Consider the following 19,430-nt stretch of genomic DNA (forward strand, 5'->3'; position numbering starts at 1 on the left):
TCGGCACCTTGTGGGTGCCGAGCCGTTCCGGTTTCTAGCTGCTGCCGAACAGGCCGGGCGGACGGCCGTGATCACCCGGGCCGCCCCACCAACCGAAGAACGGGTTGTTGTTGCAGCTCCAGTTCTGGAATGGGCCGAAGTCGCAGTTCCGGTCGGGGTAATGGCGGTTGTGCCTGACCTCGGTGACCCCAGGGGAGGTGTCCGCGGAGGCGGGCACGGCCAATGCGGTCAATGGAACTGCGGCGATCGCACCGGCGACGACCACCCGGGCGAGGCGGCGGCGTGCGGCGCTGGTTGTCGAGAACAACGTAAATCCTTTCACTCACTGCGGTGAGCCATCGACTCACCAACCCCCGTTGCGGTTCTGGCCATCGCGACCCGCGTGCAGGTCGGAATGACCGTGTCGTCGCTGCTTCGCGGGCAGGCTGACCAACGGGGCAGCGACTGCACGTCTACTCTTGCGCACTTGCCGCGAAAGGTCACGGGGGTTGTCACCCTTGGGGGAAATTTCAATCCGCGGTATTAGGGGAACCCCCCTATGCGCTGGTGTTCTGCCGAGCGACGAATTCTGCCGCTATCGGCTGGTTACTCGCTCGTACAGTCGCGGAGCCCTAAGGTTCTCCGGGACAACGAGGTCAAGGAACTGTCCATCCGAAGATTTTCCGCCCGAACGGATTGTGAACCTTGCCCAACTCGACGAACCTCCACCCCATCGCGACCGTCTCCGGCCCGGCCTCGGCCGGTCGGCGGCCCGAGGCGATCCACCGATTTCTGGTCAAACCCGCCGACGCCGGCATCGTGGGATCGGTCGACGGCGGCAAACTTCTCGAATGGATCGACAAGGTCGCCTACGCGGCGGCGGCCCAGTGGAGCGGCAGCTACTGCGTCACCGCCTACGTCGGGAACATCCATCTCGGTCGGCCGATCGCGGTCGGTGAGCTGGTCGAATTGCACGCGAATCTCGTCTACACCGGCCGGACCAGCATGCACATTCTGGTCACCGTCTACTCGACCGATCCCACGCGGGTGCAGCCGGTCCAATCGGCCCAGTGCCTGACGATCTTCGTCGCGGTGGATGACCACAGGCGCACCGTCGAAGTCCCGCAATGGAATCCGACGACACTTCTCGAACTGCAGCGGCATGGGCAGGCGCGGGCCAGGATTTCGGTACGCAAGGGCATCGCGGAGGCGATGTCCGCTCAGCGATACACCGCGGCGGGCACCGCGCCGAGCGCCACGCTGCGGTTCCTGGCAGCGCCCTCGGACATCAATTGGGGCGGCAAGGTTCATGGTGGCCGGACGATGCGGTGGATCGACGAGGCCGCCTACGTGTGCGGCGCCGATTGGGCCGGGCAAGGCGTCATCACGTCCTACTTCGGCGGCATTCGCTTCTACCGGCCGATCGTCATCGGTCACGTCGTCGAGGTCACCGCCCGGCTGATCCATACCGGGCCGCGCAGCATGCACATGAGTGTGCACGTGACCTCCACCGATGCGCACTCCGACGAACCCGCGCTGGCCGCGCACGGTCACGCAGTGGTCGTCGCGGTGGACGACGACGGCAAGGCACGAGCCGTGCGGCAATGGGAACCGGTCTCCGAGGAAGACCAGGCGCTCGACGCGCACGCTCGGCACTTGGTCGAGCTGCGCGCGCTGGTGGAGCAGTTCACCCCGGCGAGTGCGGTGCCCGCCGACGCAGAGCCCAGCCACTTCCGGGTACCGGTGGCGAGGTAGGGCCTCCGCATCTTCACTAGTAACCGATGAGTCGTTCTTCGCGTCGGTCGATGCGGCTCGGATTTGTTGGTTGTGGTTCAACCCAGTGAAGGGGGCCCTTGTTCGATGCGTGCGCGAACCGCATCGAACTTGCCGAGCTCCTCGAACGGGAACCGCTCGTCCCACCAGGTGGCGCCGGCGTCGGCGAGCGGACCGACGATGTCGCGTGCGGTTGCCGTAGTGCCGGGCGTGGATCCGCCGACCGCGAGCTCGAACGGTTGATCGTCCAGCCCTGCGGCGCGGCGGTGGGCATGGATGTAGGCGTGCATTTCGGCGACGACGTCGGCGGTGGGTGGCTGTTGCCAGGAGCCCGTGGTGAGAATCGCGCCGTCCCATCTGGCGGCGCGGCGAGCGGGCGGCTTGTGGGGCCAGTCGCCGCCGACCCAGATCGGCACGCGCGGCCGTTGTACGGGAGTGGGCAGCATGATCACGTCGTCGATAGTGACGTGGCGGCCGTGGTAGGTGACTGGTTCACCGGTCCACAGCAGAGTGATCGCGTGTAGTCCTTCGTCGAGCAGACGGGCCAGCACCTTGGGGTCGGTGGGTTCGCCGAATCGGCCGTACTCGTTGTCGATCGGGTTGCCCAGGCCGACGCCGAGGATGATGCGGCCGCCGGAGAGCCGGTCGAGTGTGGCGATCTCGCGGGCGAGCTGGCGCGGTCGCCGGCGGGGGACCGGGGTCACCGTGGTGCCCAACCGGATCCGCTGGGTAGCCAGCGCGGCCGCGGCCAGCAGGATGTTGGTCGCGGCGAACTCGCCGACCAGGTCACGGTTGTAACCGATCATCTGGTCCCAGATGAACAGTCCGTCCCAGCCCGCGTCCTCCGCCAGCTGTGCTGTCTCCGAGACGACGCGTGGGTCGGCGAAATCCCCCAGGTTCGGGATATTGATCGAGCACCGCATAAATCCAGTCTCGTCCTGTCCACCGACACGTTTCCGGGTAGCCCGGAGTCAGCTGACCACCCCAACCGGAGTGTGCCTTGTTCGCTGGCAGACCGAATAGATCGCAGAGCAGCCAGGCTATTCCGATGGTGTCGCGTGGCGTGCGATTCGCGCGACCGCTGCCGCTGTTCGCCGGAATCGAGGGGTGCATCCGCTGCGCGGTGTTGCGCTGGCCAGTCGCCGGGTGGCAGCTGTACCGGCGTTGCGGAAGGGCGTGTCGCGGCGCTGGCAGCCCGAGGGGGCTCAACGGTGTGGAGCTGCGTCTACACTAGTTACCGATGAGTAAGTTCTTTGCGTCGGTCGACGAAGTGACTGGTCGCCTCACCGAGTCGGGATACCTCCCGTCCCTCGACATCGCCACCGCCGTATTCCTCGCGGGCCACCTCGGTAAGCCCCTGCTGATCGAGGGTCCCGCGGGCGTCGGCAAGACCGAACTGGCGAAGGCGGTCGCCGCCGCAACGATGTCCGATCTCGTGCGCCTGCAGTGCTACGAGGGCATCGACGAAGCCCGCGCCCTTTACGAGTGGAATCATGCCAAGCAACTGCTCCGCATCACCGCCACGGACCACGAGACCTGGGACAGCACGCGCGACCACGTCTTCACCGAGGAGTTCCTGCTCGCTCGACCCCTGCTGGCCGCCATCCGCAACCCGTGCTCCACCGTGCTGCTCATCGACGAACTCGACAAGGCCGACGTGGAACTCGAGGGTCTGCTGCTCGAGGTGCTCGGCGACTACCAGGTGAGCATTCCCGAACTCGGCACAGTCACCGCGGTCCGCAAGCCGTTCGTCATCGTGACGTCCAACGCCAACCGCGAACTGTCCGAAGCACTGAAACGACGCTGCCTCTACCTCCACATCGATTACCCGACCGCCGAGTTGGAGCGGGCGATCGTGCGGATGAAGGTGCCCGAGCTGGACGAGGCGCTCGGCGAGCCGGTGGTCCAGGTGGTCGGCGCACTCCGGCAGTTGTCGTTGCGCAAGGCCCCGTCGATCGCCGAAACCATCGACTGGGCAAAGACCCTCGTCGCCCTCGGTGCTCGCAACCTGACCGGAAACGTTGTCCGTTCGACACTTGGCGTGCTGTTGAAATACCAGTCCGACCACCGCACCGCGGTCGAACGGCTCGCGCTGCTCGACCCGGACGCGGAGCCGGGTGCGACGCGATGACCGCGGCGGCCAAATATGTGCCTCACGTCGCGCCCGCTCATTGGCTTGGCGAGCGTAGTGATATGGCGGCGATACATAGCCGCTGGGCCACCATTTGCCTCCCCTCGACAACTCGCATCAAGCGGCAGACATTCGCTGAGCCGGTCCCGGGTGCCTGGGTGGATCATGAGCACCGCTGAAGGACGTGGCGGCGGGGCGGAGCACCAGATTTTCGACACCATGACTGATCGGCTCGTCGAATTCGTCGGCTTGCTGCGTGACCACGGGATCAACGCGGGGCCGAGCGAAACCATCGACGCGGCCGAGGCGATGGTCGCCCTCGGGATCGCCGATCGCAATCGCCTGCGCTCCGGCATGGCCTCCTGCCTGCTGCGCCGCAACGGTCAACGCGCCGTGTTCGACCAGCTCTTCGATCTCTACTTCCTTACTGCGCAACAACCAACACCCGCGGACCCGTCGACGCCCGAATCCGTCGAAGCATTGCGGGATCAACTCGTTTCCGCACTGGCCCAAGATGATTCGCAGACAATGGCCCAACTCGCCCGCCAGGCCCTGACCGAACTCGGAGGCTATGGCGGGGTCGGCACCGGGCAGACATCCGGTCCGGTCACCACCGCCTCCGGCGCGGGCTGGTCCTCCTACCTGACCATGAAAGCCCTACAGCCGGAAGACCTCATCGACCGCATCGTCGCGGGCATGAACGGCACCTCCCAGCTCGACACCACCGTCCACACCATCGAAGCCAACCGCCGCCTCACCGAATTCCGCACCGCCGTCCAAACCGAAGCCCGCCTGCGCTCAGCACAACTGCGCGGCACCGAATACATCGCCCGCCGCGGCGTCCAATCCAGCACCGACCAAATAGATTTCCTCGGCGCCCGCGAACAAGACCTCGCCGAAATGCGCAGCCTGGTCCACCCTCTGGCCCGCAAACTCGCCACCCGCCTCGCCGTCCGCCGCCGCAAATCCGTCCGCGGCCAGATCGATCTCCGCCGCACCCTACGCCGCTCCATGTCCACCGGCGGCGTCCCCATCGACCCGGTCCTGCGCGCCCGCAAACACGGCCGCCCCGACCTCGTCATCCTCGCCGACCTCTCCGGCTCGGTCACCGGCTTCGCCGAATTCACCCTCCACCTGATCCAGTCCCTACAAGACCAATTCAGCAAGGTCCGCAGCTTCGGCTTCATCGACACTTGCGACGAAATCACCGATTTCTTCACCCCTGGCGAACCACCCACCCCAGGCACCGCAGCCCGAATCATCCGCTCCACCAAGGTCGCCCGCTTCGGCAGCTCCAACTACGGGGAAGCGTTCCAAGGTTTCCTCGACAACTACACCGACGCCCTCGGCCCGCGCACGTCCGTGCTCATCCTCGGCGACGCCCGCACGAATCGCACCGACCCGAACCTTGGTGCCTTGCAAGCAATCCGAGACCGAGCCAAACACACCTATTGGCTGAACCCGGAACCCTCTCGCTCTTGGTCCAGCGGAGACTCGGCCGCTCATGCGTACGCGGAGTGCGTCACGATGCACGAGTGCCGCAACGTCAAGCAGCTGACCGAGGTCATAGCCCGCCTACTGCCGGCATGAGAATCTCGCACACGTGATCAGGACCAGATGTAGGGGTCGACTACCACTGCCCTCACAGCGCGGACAGTCATGGCTCGGTGATCGTTCTTTGGCGCCTCTGCTATCCATGTGGGGATCGCTGCTTGTGTAGCTCATAGGATTTCGAGTTCTTGGCTCATGCTCGTCAGGTCGATCTATGGTCGGGTCCATGAACGACGCGACATCGGTCCGGCTTGGAACCGCCGACGACGTACGGCATCACTTCGATGGGATCTGCGAGCTGTACGACGAGGCATTCTCGGCACCCCCGTTCGTATGGCCGGTGGACGAGTCGCAGCGCCATCGGCAGATGCTCACGAAAATGATCGCCTTGCAGGGCTTTGGCATTGCTCTCGCGGAATCCGGCGACACTTTAGTGGGATTCGTCTACGGAGACACATTGACGACCAACACCGGGTGGTGGGACGGGTTCCAACAGCCGGTACACCCGGATGTCACGCGCGAATGGCCCGGTCGGACCTTCGCGGTGATCGATCTCGCTGTCCAGAAGTCGGCGCGTCGACATGGCATCGGCCGCCGACTGCTGGACACGCTGCTCGACAGCCGACCCGAGCAGCGGGTGACACTGGCGGTCCAGCCGCAGGCTGAAGACTCACATGCGTTCTACCGGGCGATCGGTGGATGGCGCTTGGTTGGGCGGCAAACCACACCAGTGTTCGTATCACCGGAGTTCGATATCTATGTCCGGGAGTTGGGGAGTCCGTAGTCCGCCAGCAGTTGGTCGAGTTCCCGCACACACAGGGCCGCATTCCATTGATCGAGGTCCGCTCGCGCATCCAGGATGATGCCGGTGAGCCGATCCGAACGGCACTCGGTGGCTAGACCGGCCGCCTTGCCGATACCTTGCGCGGCTTCGTCGATTTCCCATGCCGCGATATGGGCATGCGCGAGGTCGATGGAGGCCAGTGCCCGGTTGCGTGTGAACCCCTCGCCGATGAGCGCGAGGGACGATTCGGCTGCAGACTGCGCCTCGGCGGCACATCCGAGTCGGTACATGCAGTCGCTGCGAAACGCCAGTGAGAGACCCGGCCCGTGGAAGTAGGCGACAGAGTCTTCCTCTGATGGAACGTCCTCCAGTGTGGCGTCCGCGGCGTCGAGTGCCGCGACACATGCCTGATGACGTCCTGTGGTGGCGTAGGCGAACGCTGCCATGTCATCGGCGTAGGCGCGTAGCGGGCGATCATCGACGCTTCGTGCCCAGTTCTGTGCCGCCACCGCGTGATCGATCCCTATTCGCGGAGACCTGCGCCAGGTGGCGAGGTAGCTCAGGTTGCATAGAACGAGGGTGACGAGCGCGTCGTTGCCCGCATCGTGCGCGGATTCGCGGGCCTGTTCGTAGCTGGAATTCGCGGAACCGAAGTCACACAGATCGAATTGCATCCATCCGGCCAGCTGCGCGAGCTGGCTGTGAAGTGTCAGCAACCGCGGCTGCAAGTGGCTGGGCGCCTGCCGCAGCAAGGCGGAGGTAATCGCTTGCTGAGCGGAGACCATCGGAAGAACTGCGTGGGGGCCGTAGAGATTGTTCTGCGAACGTGCGATCTCCAGCGCGGCCTCGATGTGACCGACGGTGACTTTGTCCACCCGGTCGGGCCGGATGAGCACTTCACCGACTCGCAGTTGCTCGTCCGAATCCAGACCCGCCAAGATCGCGGCGACGGCGGGGAGCCCGCCAGCGACGCCACCGAACAGAGAGAGCAACTCACGCCGATTCATCTCGACCCACGTCCGCAGTTCGACATCCAGAGGCGAGTGTAGGCGGGTCGGCGGTGACACGATGGCAATCGCAGGCGTGAGCGATGCACCGCCGTTGTAGAACCTGTGCGCCTGCTCGGGGCTGAGACCGTTCAGCAGCGTGTCCATGACATCCGAGGACCGCGGGTTCAGCGCGGCTTCATTGCCCTGCTGTTCCCACTTTCCGACCGTTCGCACCGCCCGCCCGCAAGCCGCCGCGAACTCCTCCTGCGTCAGCCGCATTGCCGTCCGAAGCGCCAGAACATCGGCGCCCGTCCATTTCTCGATCATCGCTGCCACCCTCCCCTCGGCGTGTCGAATACCGGAAGACTAGGACCAAAATGCCTGCTGCGTACCTGTATTCCATCACTCGATCACCGGATTCTGATTCCTGCACCCGGTGCCGGGTCGATGTCATTGCTCGCCAACGGCACACCGGTCAGCTGTGAGCGGCCGGTCGGTGGCGCATGCTCCTTGGCGCCGGGTGCTCATCACATGACGAGCAGGGAGGCGCGGGGATGGAGTTGGACGATACTCAGGTGCTGCCGCCGGTGCAGGCCGATACGGCTTCGACACGGTGTCGGTTCTATCGGGAAGCCTGCGGGCTACCCGCGCGGGTTCAGCCCGAAATCGGAAGCATCGTCGTGCCCGCGGGCAGGGTCGGTGCCATCACCATGCCTCATCAGCTCGGTGCCGGGGTGAAGAGCCGCATGCACAGTCAGGGTGTGAAGCTCGGTCCGATCGTCTCGCATCCGCGCTCGAAACGATGGACATTCCTGATCGTGCCTGACGTGCCGGACGAGAGCAGGCTCTTCTCCGAGTTGTTCCGGCTCAATGTCTACGTCACGCGTGTGGGTGCACAGATCGCATTGCCGTCTCCAGTAGCCCGAGGCACCGGATTTCGGACATGGGTCACGCTGCCGCGAGATAAATTCCGCCCGTCCGGAATAGCAGTGGTCGAGTCCATTCATGCGTGCGCCGTATCGGCGTCATATCGGAAGGCGTCGGTGCATGTCTGAGGCTATGTCTTGCCCGCCGATTTGGTTGTCGGCCTGTGCTGGTGCGGTTTTCAACGGCACGGACACCCTTGTGATGGTTGGGTGCCCGCACTGCGTTGGCGTCGCTCCGGTGACCGGCGGCGTCATGGGTGAGCACAACGGGCGCTCGGGTATCAAATGCTCCTACGCGGGAGCTCGTGTAATCGATGACCTATTCGGCTCCCAGGGTTCGACCGGCGGGATGGCATACGTGGATCGATGATGAGTGTCGAATCGGATGATGGCGTTGACAGCGAGTTCTTTCGCGCGGCAGGAACGTGAAAGGAATGAGCAATAACGCTTCTCCACGCCCCGATGAGAATGACGTACATCTGTCGATCCAATTCCACGATGTACGTCTGGATTTCGTCGCCTGCCGAACGGCCGCGTTGACGTTCATTCGGGACTGGCGCACCCGCTACTACCAACACGCAGTGACAGTAATTCCCGGAGATACCACCGGACTACAACGTCTCCCGAACGAACGGCTCTACTTGGAGCCCTGACCAGGCCTCCGCAGGGGATCTTGGACGCAACATATGCTCTCGATCGTTGTGCATCTACTTTGATCATGAACGCAACAATGATCACTGCGGAGACCGAGGTCGGCTAACCGAATACGCGTGCTGCGCGGGTACCTGCTTCTTCGACCGACATCCGGCCACCTGCCGACAGTATTCCTGTAACGGTTTCCTTCGCGATTTCTACAAGTTCCTCGTCCAATGCTGATTCTTCCAATGCTTCGAAGACAACGAACGGAGCCAGGCGGAGCAGTCGTTTCAGGAAGTCCCGCAGGATGTCACGCTCGGTCATCCCTCGCAGGTCCATGCGCCGCCACACACGCAAAATCGACTTGATCAAGTGCGGACTGCCGCCCAAGGCGGCGCGCCGGGCGTAGATCTGGTCGAATGCGGCTTCGCCGAGGACATGCAGCGCCGAGTACGGGTTGGAATCGGCCGGGGAATACACCAGGTGCGCCCGCCACCACATCCGGCCGAACACATGACGGGTGAGATCGGAACCGAGTACTCGGTCGACCGGGGGTTTCGGGTAGCGCCAGTGCGCGACGTCGGGAAGGACGATCAAGGCCAGAAACGCCCAAACGTCGCCGGCAGCAGCTTCTGCAGGCGCGATTCGCATTTCCTTGTGCAATGCAACGGCGAGGTTGAGATCGAAGGAAATCTTCTGGCGCGCGTCGGGTGGTTCCGGGAAGCCGGACTCCTTGGCCAGATCGATGACGATATCCCGAAGAAATCGCAGCTTGTCGCGGTCGGCCCGCGTGCCGCCGGTCGCAACGAACACTGCGGATTCATGGGCGATGGCCCAACGGTCGTGGAGGTCAAGCGGGGTGAGATCTTTGTATTCGGCTGCGAGTAGTTTTGCGCGGTGGCGGAGCAGTCGGGGATACAGAAGTGTCATGCGACCCCCTCGAAGATCTTTACGGCCGCCTGCAACTCGGAGGCGAACAGGTTCGGGGACTCTTGTGCTGCCAGCCGGATGTCCGTGATCGACCGTCCAGGGAAGAGTCGGCCGAACAGTTCCTGCAGTGTGGCACCCAAGGTCTCATCAATGTAGTGAGAATCGTCGTGGAATTCGCTGAGGCGAAGGGCATGATCCACCATGGTGCGAGCCACGTCGGCATACAGCGCGGACAGGGCGATCTTGTCTTCTAGACGTGGGCTGCCCGCGCGTTGGAGGGCCTCTGTGATGACGGCTTTCTTTTCGTTGACGAGTAGAAGAAGTGACCCCATCGTTGCCGCCTCGAGGTTCGTGCCGATCTCCAAGTGCCACGCGGCCTCACCGGGATAGTCGGTTCGGTCGAAATCGACTATGGCTATGGGAAATTGAGGAGCATCGCCTTGAAGACGAATCTGGCGCCGATCGCTCCACAGAACCGAGCCACCGCGGCGGGGTGCCACCGGGCGGTCGCCGCCATGTCGGCGCCGGGCGAGTACCAGGGCGGTATCCAACAGGACGACACCGCCCAGGTCGGCGCCGGGGAGCTCGGCTTGCAATTCGACTTCGCCATTCTCGGGGACCACTGTGCGCATCACCGTTCCCCTGAGTTTCGATCCGGTCGATGTCCAGATCGCGGCTAGCGCGAGCTCGGTGCCTGGGGCCAACGTCGATGCGGCAAGGGCGCGGTGCAGATCGACCTTGACGATGCGGCGCAGGCGAAGTGTCGTCTGATAGTCCCAATGCGGGTAAGACTCCGGCAGTGGCATTTCGTCGCCATCGACCGACAGCAACCACTCGCCTGCCTGCACGACGGCTGGCGACGGCTTTTTGTAGGGAAGAACGCGATGGACCATCAACCGACCGCCTCGGTGTAGAGCACGATGTCGGTCATGGTGTCGGCCGCAGGCTTCACCACGGCCTTCCAGATCTGGCCGTCACCGCCTTCGATGACATACGACGGCACCTGGTGGAGCTCCCCATGCGGGTCCTGCCAACCGACGAGGCCCGGCATTTCAGCACCGGCCGGAGGGTCCATCTCGAGTCCGCCATCGCTGTTCAATGCCACGGCCAGATCGACGGTGACTCGTTGCGGAATGCCTACCGGCAGGCGGAAACGCTGCACCACCACGGCATTTCCCCACAGCTCCTCCGGCTCGGGATCACCGATGTATTCGATTTTCGGGCGTCGCCGTCGTTCCGTGACCAGCTTTGCGGGCTCGGCGAATGCGTCGGTGTCGTACGGGCTCGCGTCTCGCGAATCCCCGACCGAGCCAGCAGGCCCGCCTCCTCCAATGTCCGCAGTGTCCGGGATCTCCACCTCATCGGTCTCATCGATCTCTTGCCGTCGACCACTCGGGCGCCGAGCAGGTATCGGCCGAGCGGGTGGTGCGGTGTCGCCCGGCTTGCCATAGTCGGTTGCCGCTCCGATCCCCCACGCGCCACCCACGAGAGGCGACAGGCGTTCGCTCGCAGCTCCCAGAGATACTCGAGCGACCTCGACCCCGCTACTGCCACGCGGGCTGAGCACCGCATCGATGGCTTCCTTCATGCGCACGAAGGTCGTCTTGACGAACGTGTGGTCGGGATGGTCCAGTGACTGATAGTTCCAGTTGTCGTGGGTCGGCGGCTCGGCCGCCGCATACGCTTCGTCCATCGCAGGATCGGCACGGAAGACGCCTGCATACGCTGAGTACTCGCTCGCAGGCTTTGGTCCGGGCCAATACGTGACCACTAGTTCTGCCGGGCGCATCAGGCAGACGTGGTGCACCATTCCGTTCTCGAAGCCCGCCATCTGCTCGGCGTCGGTCGGGTCGAACCGCTGCGCCATCGACTGGTGCAAGGCGAACCGCCCGAGTAGCTTCTTCGGCCGGCGACAGTGCAGATCTTGTGCCTCGCTGCCGACCAGCTTCCGATAGGCGGAGACAAACAAGCGCAGAGATTTCATTTCGGTGGGTTCCGGTACCTTGTACTCGATACCGTCGCAGGTCACCGAAAACCGCATTGGGACAATACCGTTCTGATCCGGCATCATCTTCGGCCACAGCTGGCACGTAATCGTCTGCGCGAGATATAGGGCTGCATTCGCTGGTTCTTTGCCTTCGAGATCGGGATCGAGGATGACGATCGTCGTTCCAGTCTCGGTGGCGCCGAACGGCCGCAATCCAAGTTTTCGTGCCATCGCGTCGGCTTCAGCACCGACGAGCGGCTCGATCACCTCCCCGGATGTGTCTCCCCACCAGTGCCTGCCGGTGTAACGGCGTTCTCGATCGGAGTCCTTCGCGTCATAGCTCTTCCAAAGCGCGGCCCCCATCAGTCGAGTCTCATGGCGGCCCTCGTGCTGGCACCGGGTGTGCACCAGAATCGTGCCCGATTTTGAGACGAGATAGAGGATGCCCTTGCCGAAACCGTAGGTACCGCCGCCCAATGCCTGGTCACGTGGCTCACCGATATTGCGGAGGAACGCAACGAAGTCAGGACGCTTCTCGGTGACTGCATCAGCGCGCGTCGGTCCGCCGAGTCCTCTAGTTCCCCGATCCGAGATCGACAACACCCTGATAGTGGGCTGCTGCAATGAGTCGCGTAGTGGAAGAACCTGCTTGGCAGGAGCCCGCCGCAGCAGATTGTCTCTCCAGGCCGGTGCATCGGCGGCACTCACGGTCCGCAGATCGATGCGATAGTCCACCGAAACGCCATCACTGCGACGAGCGTCCCAGCTGTTCTGGGCCGATTCGCGGACCAAGATGGTCAGATGATCGAGTTCGGGCTTACCGAGCTGATTCCTGATTCCCTCAGCGGCACTGGCACCTTCCGGCGGAAAAGGTTGGGAAGCCCAAGCAGGCGGGTTCACACATGCTCCTCGATCATCACCCGGATATGCCGTTCCACTTGGCTGTCCTCCATCGGGCCTGGCGTGTTCCCCGAGAGGTCGATCGTGTAGTCGACATCACGCACATTCGAAGAGATTGCGGCCGCTGCCAGGTCCACGGTGGTCAGTCTGGGAAACGCGATATCCACGTTGTACCAGCGCTGTTCGTCGACCCGGTACCGGGTGTGACGGTAGTGGTCATCGTCCGCTTTGCGGTAGCCGATCGATGCCAGTTGGTTGAGAACTGCCGTCTCGTCGTCGGAAAGCTCGAGCACCCGATTGATCAGATCGAGGAGGCCGATTCCCTCACGTACTGAAGGTTCCAGTCGAAGCCAGACCAGCCCCAAGACACCGTTGACCGGCGGCTCCAACTGATCGAGGCCGTGGATTCGGACCTGGCGACCGTTAGGACTTGTCGAGGTTTTCACCTCGAGAGCGCCCGCGTCTGTCGCGAAATCATGACGATAGCCTGATGGCCCTCGCCACAAGAGGTGAGCGCTGCTGTCATGCTCGAGAAGGCGTGCCAACACCATCAGTTCACCGAACAATCCGGCTCGTTGCTCGGGGCCCAACGGTGGACCGGAATTCTGGAACAGCGCCTTCCATCGATCGAGTACCCGATTGAGAACCTTCAGCGGATTCTCGGAAGCCGCCTCGGTGGCAATGAGGACATCGGCGCACAGGGTCGTGAAGATGTCGCTGAGATCTGAACGAAGACAGGCCAAATCGGCGTAGTCGCGTCTCGTCCGGTCGTCATCGAGGGTCCGCTTGTGCAACATCAGGACCGGGCCATTGAGCCCTTTGCGTACGTTCTGATGCGCTCCGACCGGCACGAGGAGGTGCCGGTTGCCTGCGTTGTCGAGCGCGGCCGCCAGCGATCCGTTGTGCGTCGGCACGGGTAGGTTGGAGACAGCGAGGACGGACGACATCGACGGCGGGCGATGTTCGAGGCGTCGCCAGTGGTCGTCGAGAACTTCCCGGATCTCTGTCGACATCAGACGTCCTCGGCTTCGAGGGCGCTGAAGTCTTCCTCCTCGATTTCGACGCCAGACAGGTCTGCCGAGATGTAATTGGCCTCCCACGCAACAGTGCTGTCGTCGTCCGTGGGTGTCGGGAACACCAGACCTACACCGATGACGTGCTCCGGTGCGTTCAGCGGTTGACGCTTGTCTTTCGACGGCTCTGGCGTCGAAACCTTGTCGATCGGATAGAGCACCAACAGTCCGGCGTCGGGTTGTTGTGTCCGACGAGCTTTTTTGATTTCTGTTTCGGATGTGCTGGTTGTGATTCCCTGGAGATCTAGGCCGGCGTCGCGACGGCTCATCAGCGTCTTGATGTCGGAATGATCTGGCCCAGAAGCGAATTGGGATCGAACGATCGTTCCGACGGCGATCTCTGGCGCGAAGTCGAACCGCTCCGAACTGTTGTCAGCCGGTTTTCCGACCACCGCGATGTTCCAACGCCGCAATGTCCCTGCGTTTCGAATACGCTTCTCGATGTAGCCTGCCATCAACTTCGCGTCGCATTCCTGCGACCGCTCATGAAACTGGTAGCTCCGTAGAAACTCCAGTACGGCGTCACTGGACACATCTCGAATGAGAAAGCGTCCATCCGCTGTGCTTCCCTCGACACTGCCGTTTCGAACGGCCTCGCTCACGAGCTTGCGTGCTGCTGATTGATTGTGCCGCAGCCATTCGGATTCCAGACGGAAGTACCTGGTCTGGACACGTTGTCCACCGTAGGACGACGATGCCGACACCGCGTCCTTCATCTTCGCGGCTGCTGTCACGCGCAGTGCGGGGTGCGTCCGAAGGCGTACCGCGAAGTTCATCGGTGTCTTGCCCTCGGTCATATAGACATCGATGTCACGGCGCATCTCGGTCTCGACTGTTGCGAGGTGGCGGAACCAGTCCTCGAGGTCCTTGGTCATCCAGATGCGTGGCAGGTCCGCGTAGCCTTTGCGGTAGCCGAACCAGCGGCCCATCTGCAGCAACGTGTCATATGTGGAAACCGAGCGCACGAAGTAACTGACGGACAGCCCCTCGAGCGTTAGACCTCGCGACAGCGTGTTGCCGCCCACAGCGATCGCAACCACGGGTCCGTTCTCGTAGTCGAGGCGGTCGGTGCTTTCCGAGTTGTCCATCACCACGCGGCAATCACGCAGTACGCCCGGCAGTTTCGTTGCCAGATCATCGAACGAGACAAACTTCTCGTCGAAAGCGACAGCAGGCACGCGGGACGTCTCTTCGGCCCAGAGTGTGCGCAGCTCGGTCTGAAGCGCCGGGTCCTCCAGGTTGCGTCCGATCTTGGCTCGTAAAGACAGCAGCGGCTGTCGGAAACCGTTGTGGACAGCGGTGCGAACGCTTGTGTGAATTAACATGGTGCAGTGCGGGTTTCCGCCGCCACGAACTCGGCGGGCGGCGGTTGTCAACCAGAAATACAGCACTGCCCGGCGCAAGGTGTCCGTAATGGTCGGATAGAAGCCTTCGGCATCCGCCCTGGTTTTCGGTCGGACGAGTTCGACATCGTCGTCAGGGACAGTGCGGATCATGTCGTAGCCGTCATCGACATCATTGGGGTCTTCGCCATCCAGCGCGTACCGGCCGAACAATACCTCCGTTCCGAAATGACCCTGCGGTTGAGGGAGGTTCACGATGAAGTGTTCAGGATACAGATCCTCCGCGGCAGGGTTTATCAACAGGTTCGCGAACGGTGAGGCGGTGTAGCCGACATAGGCAGACTTCGGCAGTGTGCTGAGGATCTGCCGAATCAACGGGTTGATCGACTTCGTCGCGACAGTCGCCTGATCGGCCTCGTCATCAATGATCAGTGCCGGGCAATCTGCCAAGTACTCTGAAGCGTCGCCCAGCCACTTCACCAGTTTGCGCAGCACCGTGGCGTTCTTCTTGACGACACAAAGCACGTGGGTCTTGTTCGACTTGCCGAAGAAGCTGGCCGGGTTCGCGGTTGGTCGGAAGTCGTGATCGAGGTCGGTGATCTGAGTCCACAGCGTGGGGTTCGGCTCCACGAGTTGCTGAACCAAGCGGGCCTGGGTCTGTCTGCGGAGGCCGTTGTGAATCCCCGCGAGCACGATGAACAGCTTGTAGCGGCGATCGGCAGCCTTGGCCATGACGGCGGTGAAGTTGGTGGTCTTGCCGGACTGTACGTAACCGACGACCAGGCCTCGCGTCGAGAAGGAGCTCTGCCTCGGATGCTGTAGGAGTGAGACGACCCGAGTCGAGGACCGATCCAGACTGTCGATGGACGTCTCGTCCAAGCTGTTCTTCAGCCCGGCGGCGATCGACGGCCACAGTTTGTCGTCGGGATGAGGACCGGCGTACCAGGTTTCGTAGTTGTCGATCACGACGGAGGGCGGCTCTCGCATCTCTTTGATGCGCACGACTTCGCGCTCATGACGGTCGACGATCCGCTTGATGACCTCATCAGGCGGGGAAAACAAACGGAGTTTCTTGACCGCTTCGGCCGGCGTGTAGGTATCGAGCAACACCCTGAAGACATCGAACAGCTCATCATGCTCGTCAATCACGTCGCTCACCGGCATCTCCCACTGCGTGCTAGCCCCTACGTCGACGGTGGGAGGTTTGGTTCCCCCACGTTGCGGGTAACTGTATCGACTTGATCCGATGATCTCCGGGCAAGTGGACGAAGTGTTACCCCGCCGATGACAAGTATCGGACGCAGACGCGGGTTCGCTACAGGGATGCGCTACACACGGTCTGGTCGAGGGAGAGGTGCCACGAGGTGTCGACCTGGGAGAACGTTCAAACGAACAGCTGGCCGACTCGTGCGAAATGGTCTAGCGGGGCGGTGTCTCGCGTGTCGATCCATGGACGATCGACAACCTTGCGCGCATCCTCGTGAGTCACTTGCTTCCCCAGGGCAGCCGACAAGACATGCAGAGCAAGCACGGGTGGGATCGCATTGCCGATCTGCTGGGCGATATCGTTGCCCGACCAGGGGTAGTCGAGCGGGAAGGTCTGCAGTCGACCCGCCTCGGCCAGGCTGAACCGTGGACTCTCGGTTCCCGCGCCGTCGACGATCTTGTTTCGAGACACTTTGCCGGTGATTGTGGCCGATGGCTCTCGAGAATGGCGACGACCTCGCAACTTGGGGTTGCCGCCTGTGCCATAGTTCGAGACGACGTAAAAGTCGTATCCGCGATTCAGCGCACCATCCATCGTTTCCCAGGGGAGAAGGTGGGAATCACCCGCGGTGCGTTCGACGCCTTTGCGGTAAGAGCGGTGGGTGGCGTCCGGAAGTTTGCGCTCACCTTCGAGGCTGGCGATCAGAATGGCTCTACGGCGGGTCTGTGGAACGCCGAACTGTTCCGTGCGCAGCACATCGCAGACGACGTGATACCCGATCTTCTTCAGAACAGTGCCCATCGCTTTCCAGATAGGCAAAACTGCCGGAACCTGTTCCAACACAATGACCTTGTATGGATCACTGTGGCGGTGCGCGGCCAATGCCCATCGCAAGGGTTCCAGGACGAGGCCGGTACGCTCGTCCTTCAAGGACTCCAGGTCTGTAGATACGTCCTCACCGGCACCCATCTTGGCGGCGTAGCCCAAGACCTCATCGAGTGCCTTGCGGCCTGCTCCCGAACCGGCGACGGTAAACGTCTGGCAGGGCGGGCCAGCGGCCAGTATCCAGGCGCTCGGCGCTGTCTCGGGTCCGAAATCGCGTACATCGTGTGGGCGATTGTTCAGACCGGCGGCGGACCTTGTCGCGCATGCGTTCCGGTCCCACTCGAATCCATAGACGTTCAGCCCCAACCACCGCGCCGCCACATCGAGCCCTCCGGGTCCGGCGAACAAGTCGATCATGTCGACCTGGCGGGGTCGGAGTTGCTCATGCGGATCGGAGGGCATGACTCGCGATCTTAGCGGCGTGACACGGCCTCGCCATACGGCGCTCAGCAGCCGGTCAACGCTGCCCGCAGGGCGAGGCCAACCGCGCATGCGGCGGGAGGTGGGGTCGCATTTCCCACCTGGCGATATCGCGCCGTTTTGCCGCCTTCGATGCGCCAGTACGCGGGGAACCCCTGTAATATGGCGACCTGTTCGATGGTGAGTTTCACCATATGTTCCGGCCCGAGAGCCGGATTCCACACGAAGTCGGCGGCTGGTAGCTCGTCGCCGATCGATCGAGCGTTGACGCCGATTCTCGCCCAAGCTCGAACAGACCCCTGGGGCCCGAGGTCCCCACCGCCGCGGTCCCAGGAGCCACCGACGATGGTGGGTGCGATCTCGTCAGCCTGTGCTGCCCACTCGTCGACCTGAGGCCAGCCGCGCACACCCATAGATGACCGCAACACCGTGCCTACTGTCAGATTCAAGCTCGGCGGCAGAGCCGTTAGATTCGTCTTGAAGCGTGCAACGCCTCCGTCGCGCAAGGCGACCAGTATGCCTAGCAGTCGGTGCTGCGGTACCCCGAAGTCACGTGCGTCGATCACCAGCCACCGGTACTCGTAACCAGCAGTATCAAGGTACTTTTCGACGCGGGACCGGCTTTCAGAGTATTCAGGTCGGGTGACCATGTCAGGTACGTTTTCGATGAGCAAGGCACGGGGTCGCAGCTCCGACGCCAACCGACCTGTTGTCTCGAGCAACTCCAGTTCCCAGCCGCTGCCACGTTGTCTCGATGCCGTTGCCGCAGACCTCACTCTCGGGAGACCGGCTGCCAAGAGATCAATATCGGCCGACCGTGGTAGATCCAACCGCGGTTCGAACTTCAGCAGGTCTGTGCTGAGAACATTCCAGCGAGGCCGATTTGTTCGCAGCGTCGCGCACGCGATGTCGCGGTTGTCGAGGAGCAGGATGGGATCGAAACCCGCCTGCTCGAGACCGAGAGCGAGTCCGCCGGCGCCGGCGCAGAGCTCAACCGAATGCATTCGCCGACCCGTGGGCACCACTCGAGGGTCGATCTGTTCAGCGTCGGACAATGCCCCACCTCCCACGCGATAGATGTTTTACTCAGGGTAATGCGCGGGTCTACAAAGCTTCTTACGACTTGGTTCGAGCGGTTCGCCCGAACCGGTCAGGGACCACCTCTTCCTCTTGGCCATCCGCACAGCTCGGCGGCTGTCGGAGCCTCTGTGGGGGTCATTACGGGTCTTCGATGTGTGCGAAGCGCCTCGAGAGCAGGAGTGACCGTGATGCAGGTCCGACGGAATGCCGAGACTCTCACTCTGCTGCGCAAGGCGAGCTCGATCTCCCGATCAGCGACGCGCTGGCAGTGCCCGAGAGCTTCACGAACTTCTGTGTGACCAGGCTGTTCGCGAACGAAGGGCGATCGAGCCATGACCGCCAGCCCGGTTGAACTCGTCCGCTACGACGCCGCCGGAGCACTCGCACTCGCCGACGAACTCGAGTCGGTGTATCTCGCCTCGCACCGCGAGCAGCAAGGCAATCCGTGGTACAGCCCCGGGGAAGTTCTGGGAACGCTTAGTGGATATGTACGCGCCGATTGCGGGTTTCGAGTTAGTGGCGGGACGGATCGACGGCCGAATGATCGGTTATGCCTTCGGTACCCCATACCGCCGACCGGAAGCAGTATGGCACAAGGCCCTTCGGGTCTATCCGCAGTTGCAGGCCGTGTCGGCGGGTGCACCCGTTTACATGTTTCGTGAGTTCGCCGTACACCCCGATCGCCAGGGCCAGGGGCTCGCGCGAATGATCCACGATGCCCCTACTGGCGGAGCGTCCTGAACGACTGGCCTATCTGCTGGTCCGGGTCGGCAACCCTGCTCGAGCGGCGTATAAGTCGTGGGGCTGGCATTTGATCGGTCAAGATCAGCCCTTAG

Annotated in this window: 15 protein-coding genes; 5 read left to right on the forward strand and 10 right to left on the reverse strand. The window is 62.9% G+C overall.

Going from position 1 to position 19,430, the window contains the following annotated elements; translation table 11 throughout:
* Positions 1-34 precede the first annotated feature (34 nt).
* Entirely contained in the window at positions 35-307 is a 273-nt protein-coding gene (locus NA4_RS18100; RefSeq protein ID WP_067470990.1) for a hypothetical protein, read from the reverse strand.
* 377 nt (positions 308-684) lie between these two features.
* Between NA4_RS18100 and NA4_RS18105 the strand changes: the two genes are divergently transcribed.
* Positions 685-1,734 (forward strand): acyl-CoA thioesterase, encoded by a 1,050-nt coding sequence (locus NA4_RS18105; protein WP_307188588.1) that lies wholly within the window; start codon positions 685-687, stop codon positions 1,732-1,734.
* A 77-nt stretch (positions 1,735-1,811) separates the two neighbouring features.
* Here NA4_RS18105 and NA4_RS18110 read toward each other — a convergent pair whose 3' ends face one another.
* The gene (locus NA4_RS18110; RefSeq protein WP_067470992.1) at positions 1,812-2,675 is read right to left on the reverse strand and encodes an LLM class flavin-dependent oxidoreductase; all 864 of its coding nucleotides are present in this window, start codon (positions 2,673-2,675) and stop codon (positions 1,812-1,814) included.
* A gap of 317 nt (positions 2,676-2,992) precedes the next feature.
* Between NA4_RS18110 and NA4_RS18115 the strand changes: the two genes are divergently transcribed.
* The 3 genes from NA4_RS18115 to NA4_RS18125 all read left to right on the forward strand — a co-directional run bounded on the left by NA4_RS18115 (position 2,993) and on the right by NA4_RS18125 (position 6,218).
* Complete coding sequence (locus NA4_RS18115; RefSeq protein WP_067470994.1) at positions 2,993-3,883, forward strand: AAA family ATPase; 891 nt, start codon at positions 2,993-2,995, stop codon at positions 3,881-3,883.
* A 165-nt stretch (positions 3,884-4,048) separates the two neighbouring features.
* Positions 4,049-5,473 (forward strand): vWA domain-containing protein, encoded by a 1,425-nt coding sequence (locus NA4_RS18120; RefSeq protein WP_245671455.1) that lies wholly within the window; start codon positions 4,049-4,051, stop codon positions 5,471-5,473.
* A gap of 187 nt (positions 5,474-5,660) precedes the next feature.
* Positions 5,661-6,218, forward strand: coding sequence for a GNAT family N-acetyltransferase (locus NA4_RS18125; RefSeq protein WP_169811063.1), 558 nt, complete (start codon positions 5,661-5,663; stop codon positions 6,216-6,218).
* Here the strand turns inward: NA4_RS18125 and NA4_RS18130 are convergent.
* Positions 6,191-7,534: a helix-turn-helix domain-containing protein gene (locus tag NA4_RS18130; protein WP_067470998.1), complete on the reverse strand. Its 1,344-nt coding sequence runs from the start codon at positions 7,532-7,534 to the stop codon at positions 6,191-6,193. The genes NA4_RS18125 and NA4_RS18130 overlap by 28 nt on opposite strands.
* Positions 7,535-7,761: 227 nt before the next feature.
* On the opposite strand from NA4_RS18130, the gene NA4_RS18135 reads away from it, so the two are divergent.
* Positions 7,762-8,262, forward strand: coding sequence for a hypothetical protein (locus NA4_RS18135; RefSeq protein WP_067471000.1), 501 nt, complete (start codon positions 7,762-7,764; stop codon positions 8,260-8,262).
* Between the two features lie 627 nt (positions 8,263-8,889).
* On the opposite strand, the gene NA4_RS18140 is transcribed toward NA4_RS18135, so the two are convergent.
* From NA4_RS18140 to NA4_RS18170, 7 genes are all read right to left on the reverse strand, one after another.
* Positions 8,890-9,699: a DUF6339 family protein gene (locus NA4_RS18140; RefSeq protein ID WP_067471002.1), complete on the reverse strand. Its 810-nt coding sequence runs from the start codon at positions 9,697-9,699 to the stop codon at positions 8,890-8,892.
* Positions 9,696-10,592: a hypothetical protein gene (locus NA4_RS42140; protein WP_218022316.1), complete on the reverse strand. Its 897-nt coding sequence runs from the start codon at positions 10,590-10,592 to the stop codon at positions 9,696-9,698. The genes NA4_RS18140 and NA4_RS42140 overlap by 4 nt, the downstream gene beginning before the upstream one ends.
* Positions 10,592-12,586 carry a hypothetical protein gene (locus NA4_RS18150; protein ID WP_157129106.1) on the reverse strand — a complete coding sequence of 665 codons (1,995 nt, stop codon included), beginning with the start codon at positions 12,584-12,586 and terminating at the stop codon, positions 10,592-10,594. Before NA4_RS18150 ends, NA4_RS42140 begins: the two co-directional genes overlap by 1 nt.
* On the reverse strand, positions 12,583-13,599 hold the full coding sequence (locus NA4_RS18155) for a PD-(D/E)XK motif protein (protein WP_067471006.1): 1,017 nt from the start codon (positions 13,597-13,599) through the stop codon (positions 12,583-12,585). The genes NA4_RS18150 and NA4_RS18155 overlap by 4 nt, the downstream gene beginning before the upstream one ends.
* Positions 13,599-16,160 (reverse strand): Z1 domain-containing protein, encoded by a 2,562-nt coding sequence (locus tag NA4_RS18160; protein WP_245671457.1) that lies wholly within the window; start codon positions 16,158-16,160, stop codon positions 13,599-13,601. Before NA4_RS18160 ends, NA4_RS18155 begins: the two co-directional genes overlap by 1 nt.
* 226 nt (positions 16,161-16,386) lie before the next feature.
* On the reverse strand, positions 16,387-17,496 hold the full coding sequence (locus NA4_RS18165; RefSeq protein WP_067471008.1) for a DNA cytosine methyltransferase: 1,110 nt from the start codon (positions 17,494-17,496) through the stop codon (positions 16,387-16,389).
* Positions 17,497-17,540: 44 nt separating this feature from the next.
* On the reverse strand, positions 17,541-18,569 hold the full coding sequence (locus NA4_RS18170; RefSeq protein WP_245671459.1) for a DNA cytosine methyltransferase: 1,029 nt from the start codon (positions 18,567-18,569) through the stop codon (positions 17,541-17,543).
* Positions 18,570-19,430 lie beyond the last annotated feature (861 nt).

Origin of the sequence: Nocardia amamiensis NBRC 102102 (genome assembly GCF_001612745.1) — a bacterium.
Classification (GTDB): Bacteria; Actinomycetota; Actinomycetes; order Mycobacteriales; family Mycobacteriaceae; genus Nocardia; species Nocardia amamiensis.

Excerpts from the sequence above, each read along its gene's own strand:
- NA4_RS18110 (WP_067470992.1), bottom strand. The coding sequence starts at position 2,675 with ATGCGGTGCTCGATCAATATCCCGAACCTGGGGGATTTCGCCGACCCA.
- NA4_RS18115 (WP_067470994.1), top strand. The coding sequence starts at position 2,993 with ATGAGTAAGTTCTTTGCGTCGGTCGACGAAGTGACTGGTCGCCTCACC.
- NA4_RS18120 (WP_245671455.1), top strand. The coding sequence starts at position 4,049 with ATGAGCACCGCTGAAGGACGTGGCGGCGGGGCGGAGCACCAGATTTTC.
- NA4_RS18125 (WP_169811063.1), top strand. The coding sequence starts at position 5,661 with ATGAACGACGCGACATCGGTCCGGCTTGGAACCGCCGACGACGTACGG.
- NA4_RS18130 (WP_067470998.1), bottom strand. The coding sequence starts at position 7,534 with ATGATCGAGAAATGGACGGGCGCCGATGTTCTGGCGCTTCGGACGGCA.
- NA4_RS18135 (WP_067471000.1), top strand. The coding sequence starts at position 7,762 with ATGGAGTTGGACGATACTCAGGTGCTGCCGCCGGTGCAGGCCGATACG.
- NA4_RS18140 (WP_067471002.1), bottom strand. The coding sequence starts at position 9,699 with ATGACACTTCTGTATCCCCGACTGCTCCGCCACCGCGCAAAACTACTC.
- NA4_RS42140 (WP_218022316.1), bottom strand. The coding sequence starts at position 10,592 with ATGGTCCATCGCGTTCTTCCCTACAAAAAGCCGTCGCCAGCCGTCGTG.
- NA4_RS18155 (WP_067471006.1), bottom strand. The coding sequence starts at position 13,599 with ATGTCGACAGAGATCCGGGAAGTTCTCGACGACCACTGGCGACGCCTC.
- NA4_RS18165 (WP_067471008.1), bottom strand. The coding sequence starts at position 17,496 with ATGCCCTCCGATCCGCATGAGCAACTCCGACCCCGCCAGGTCGACATG.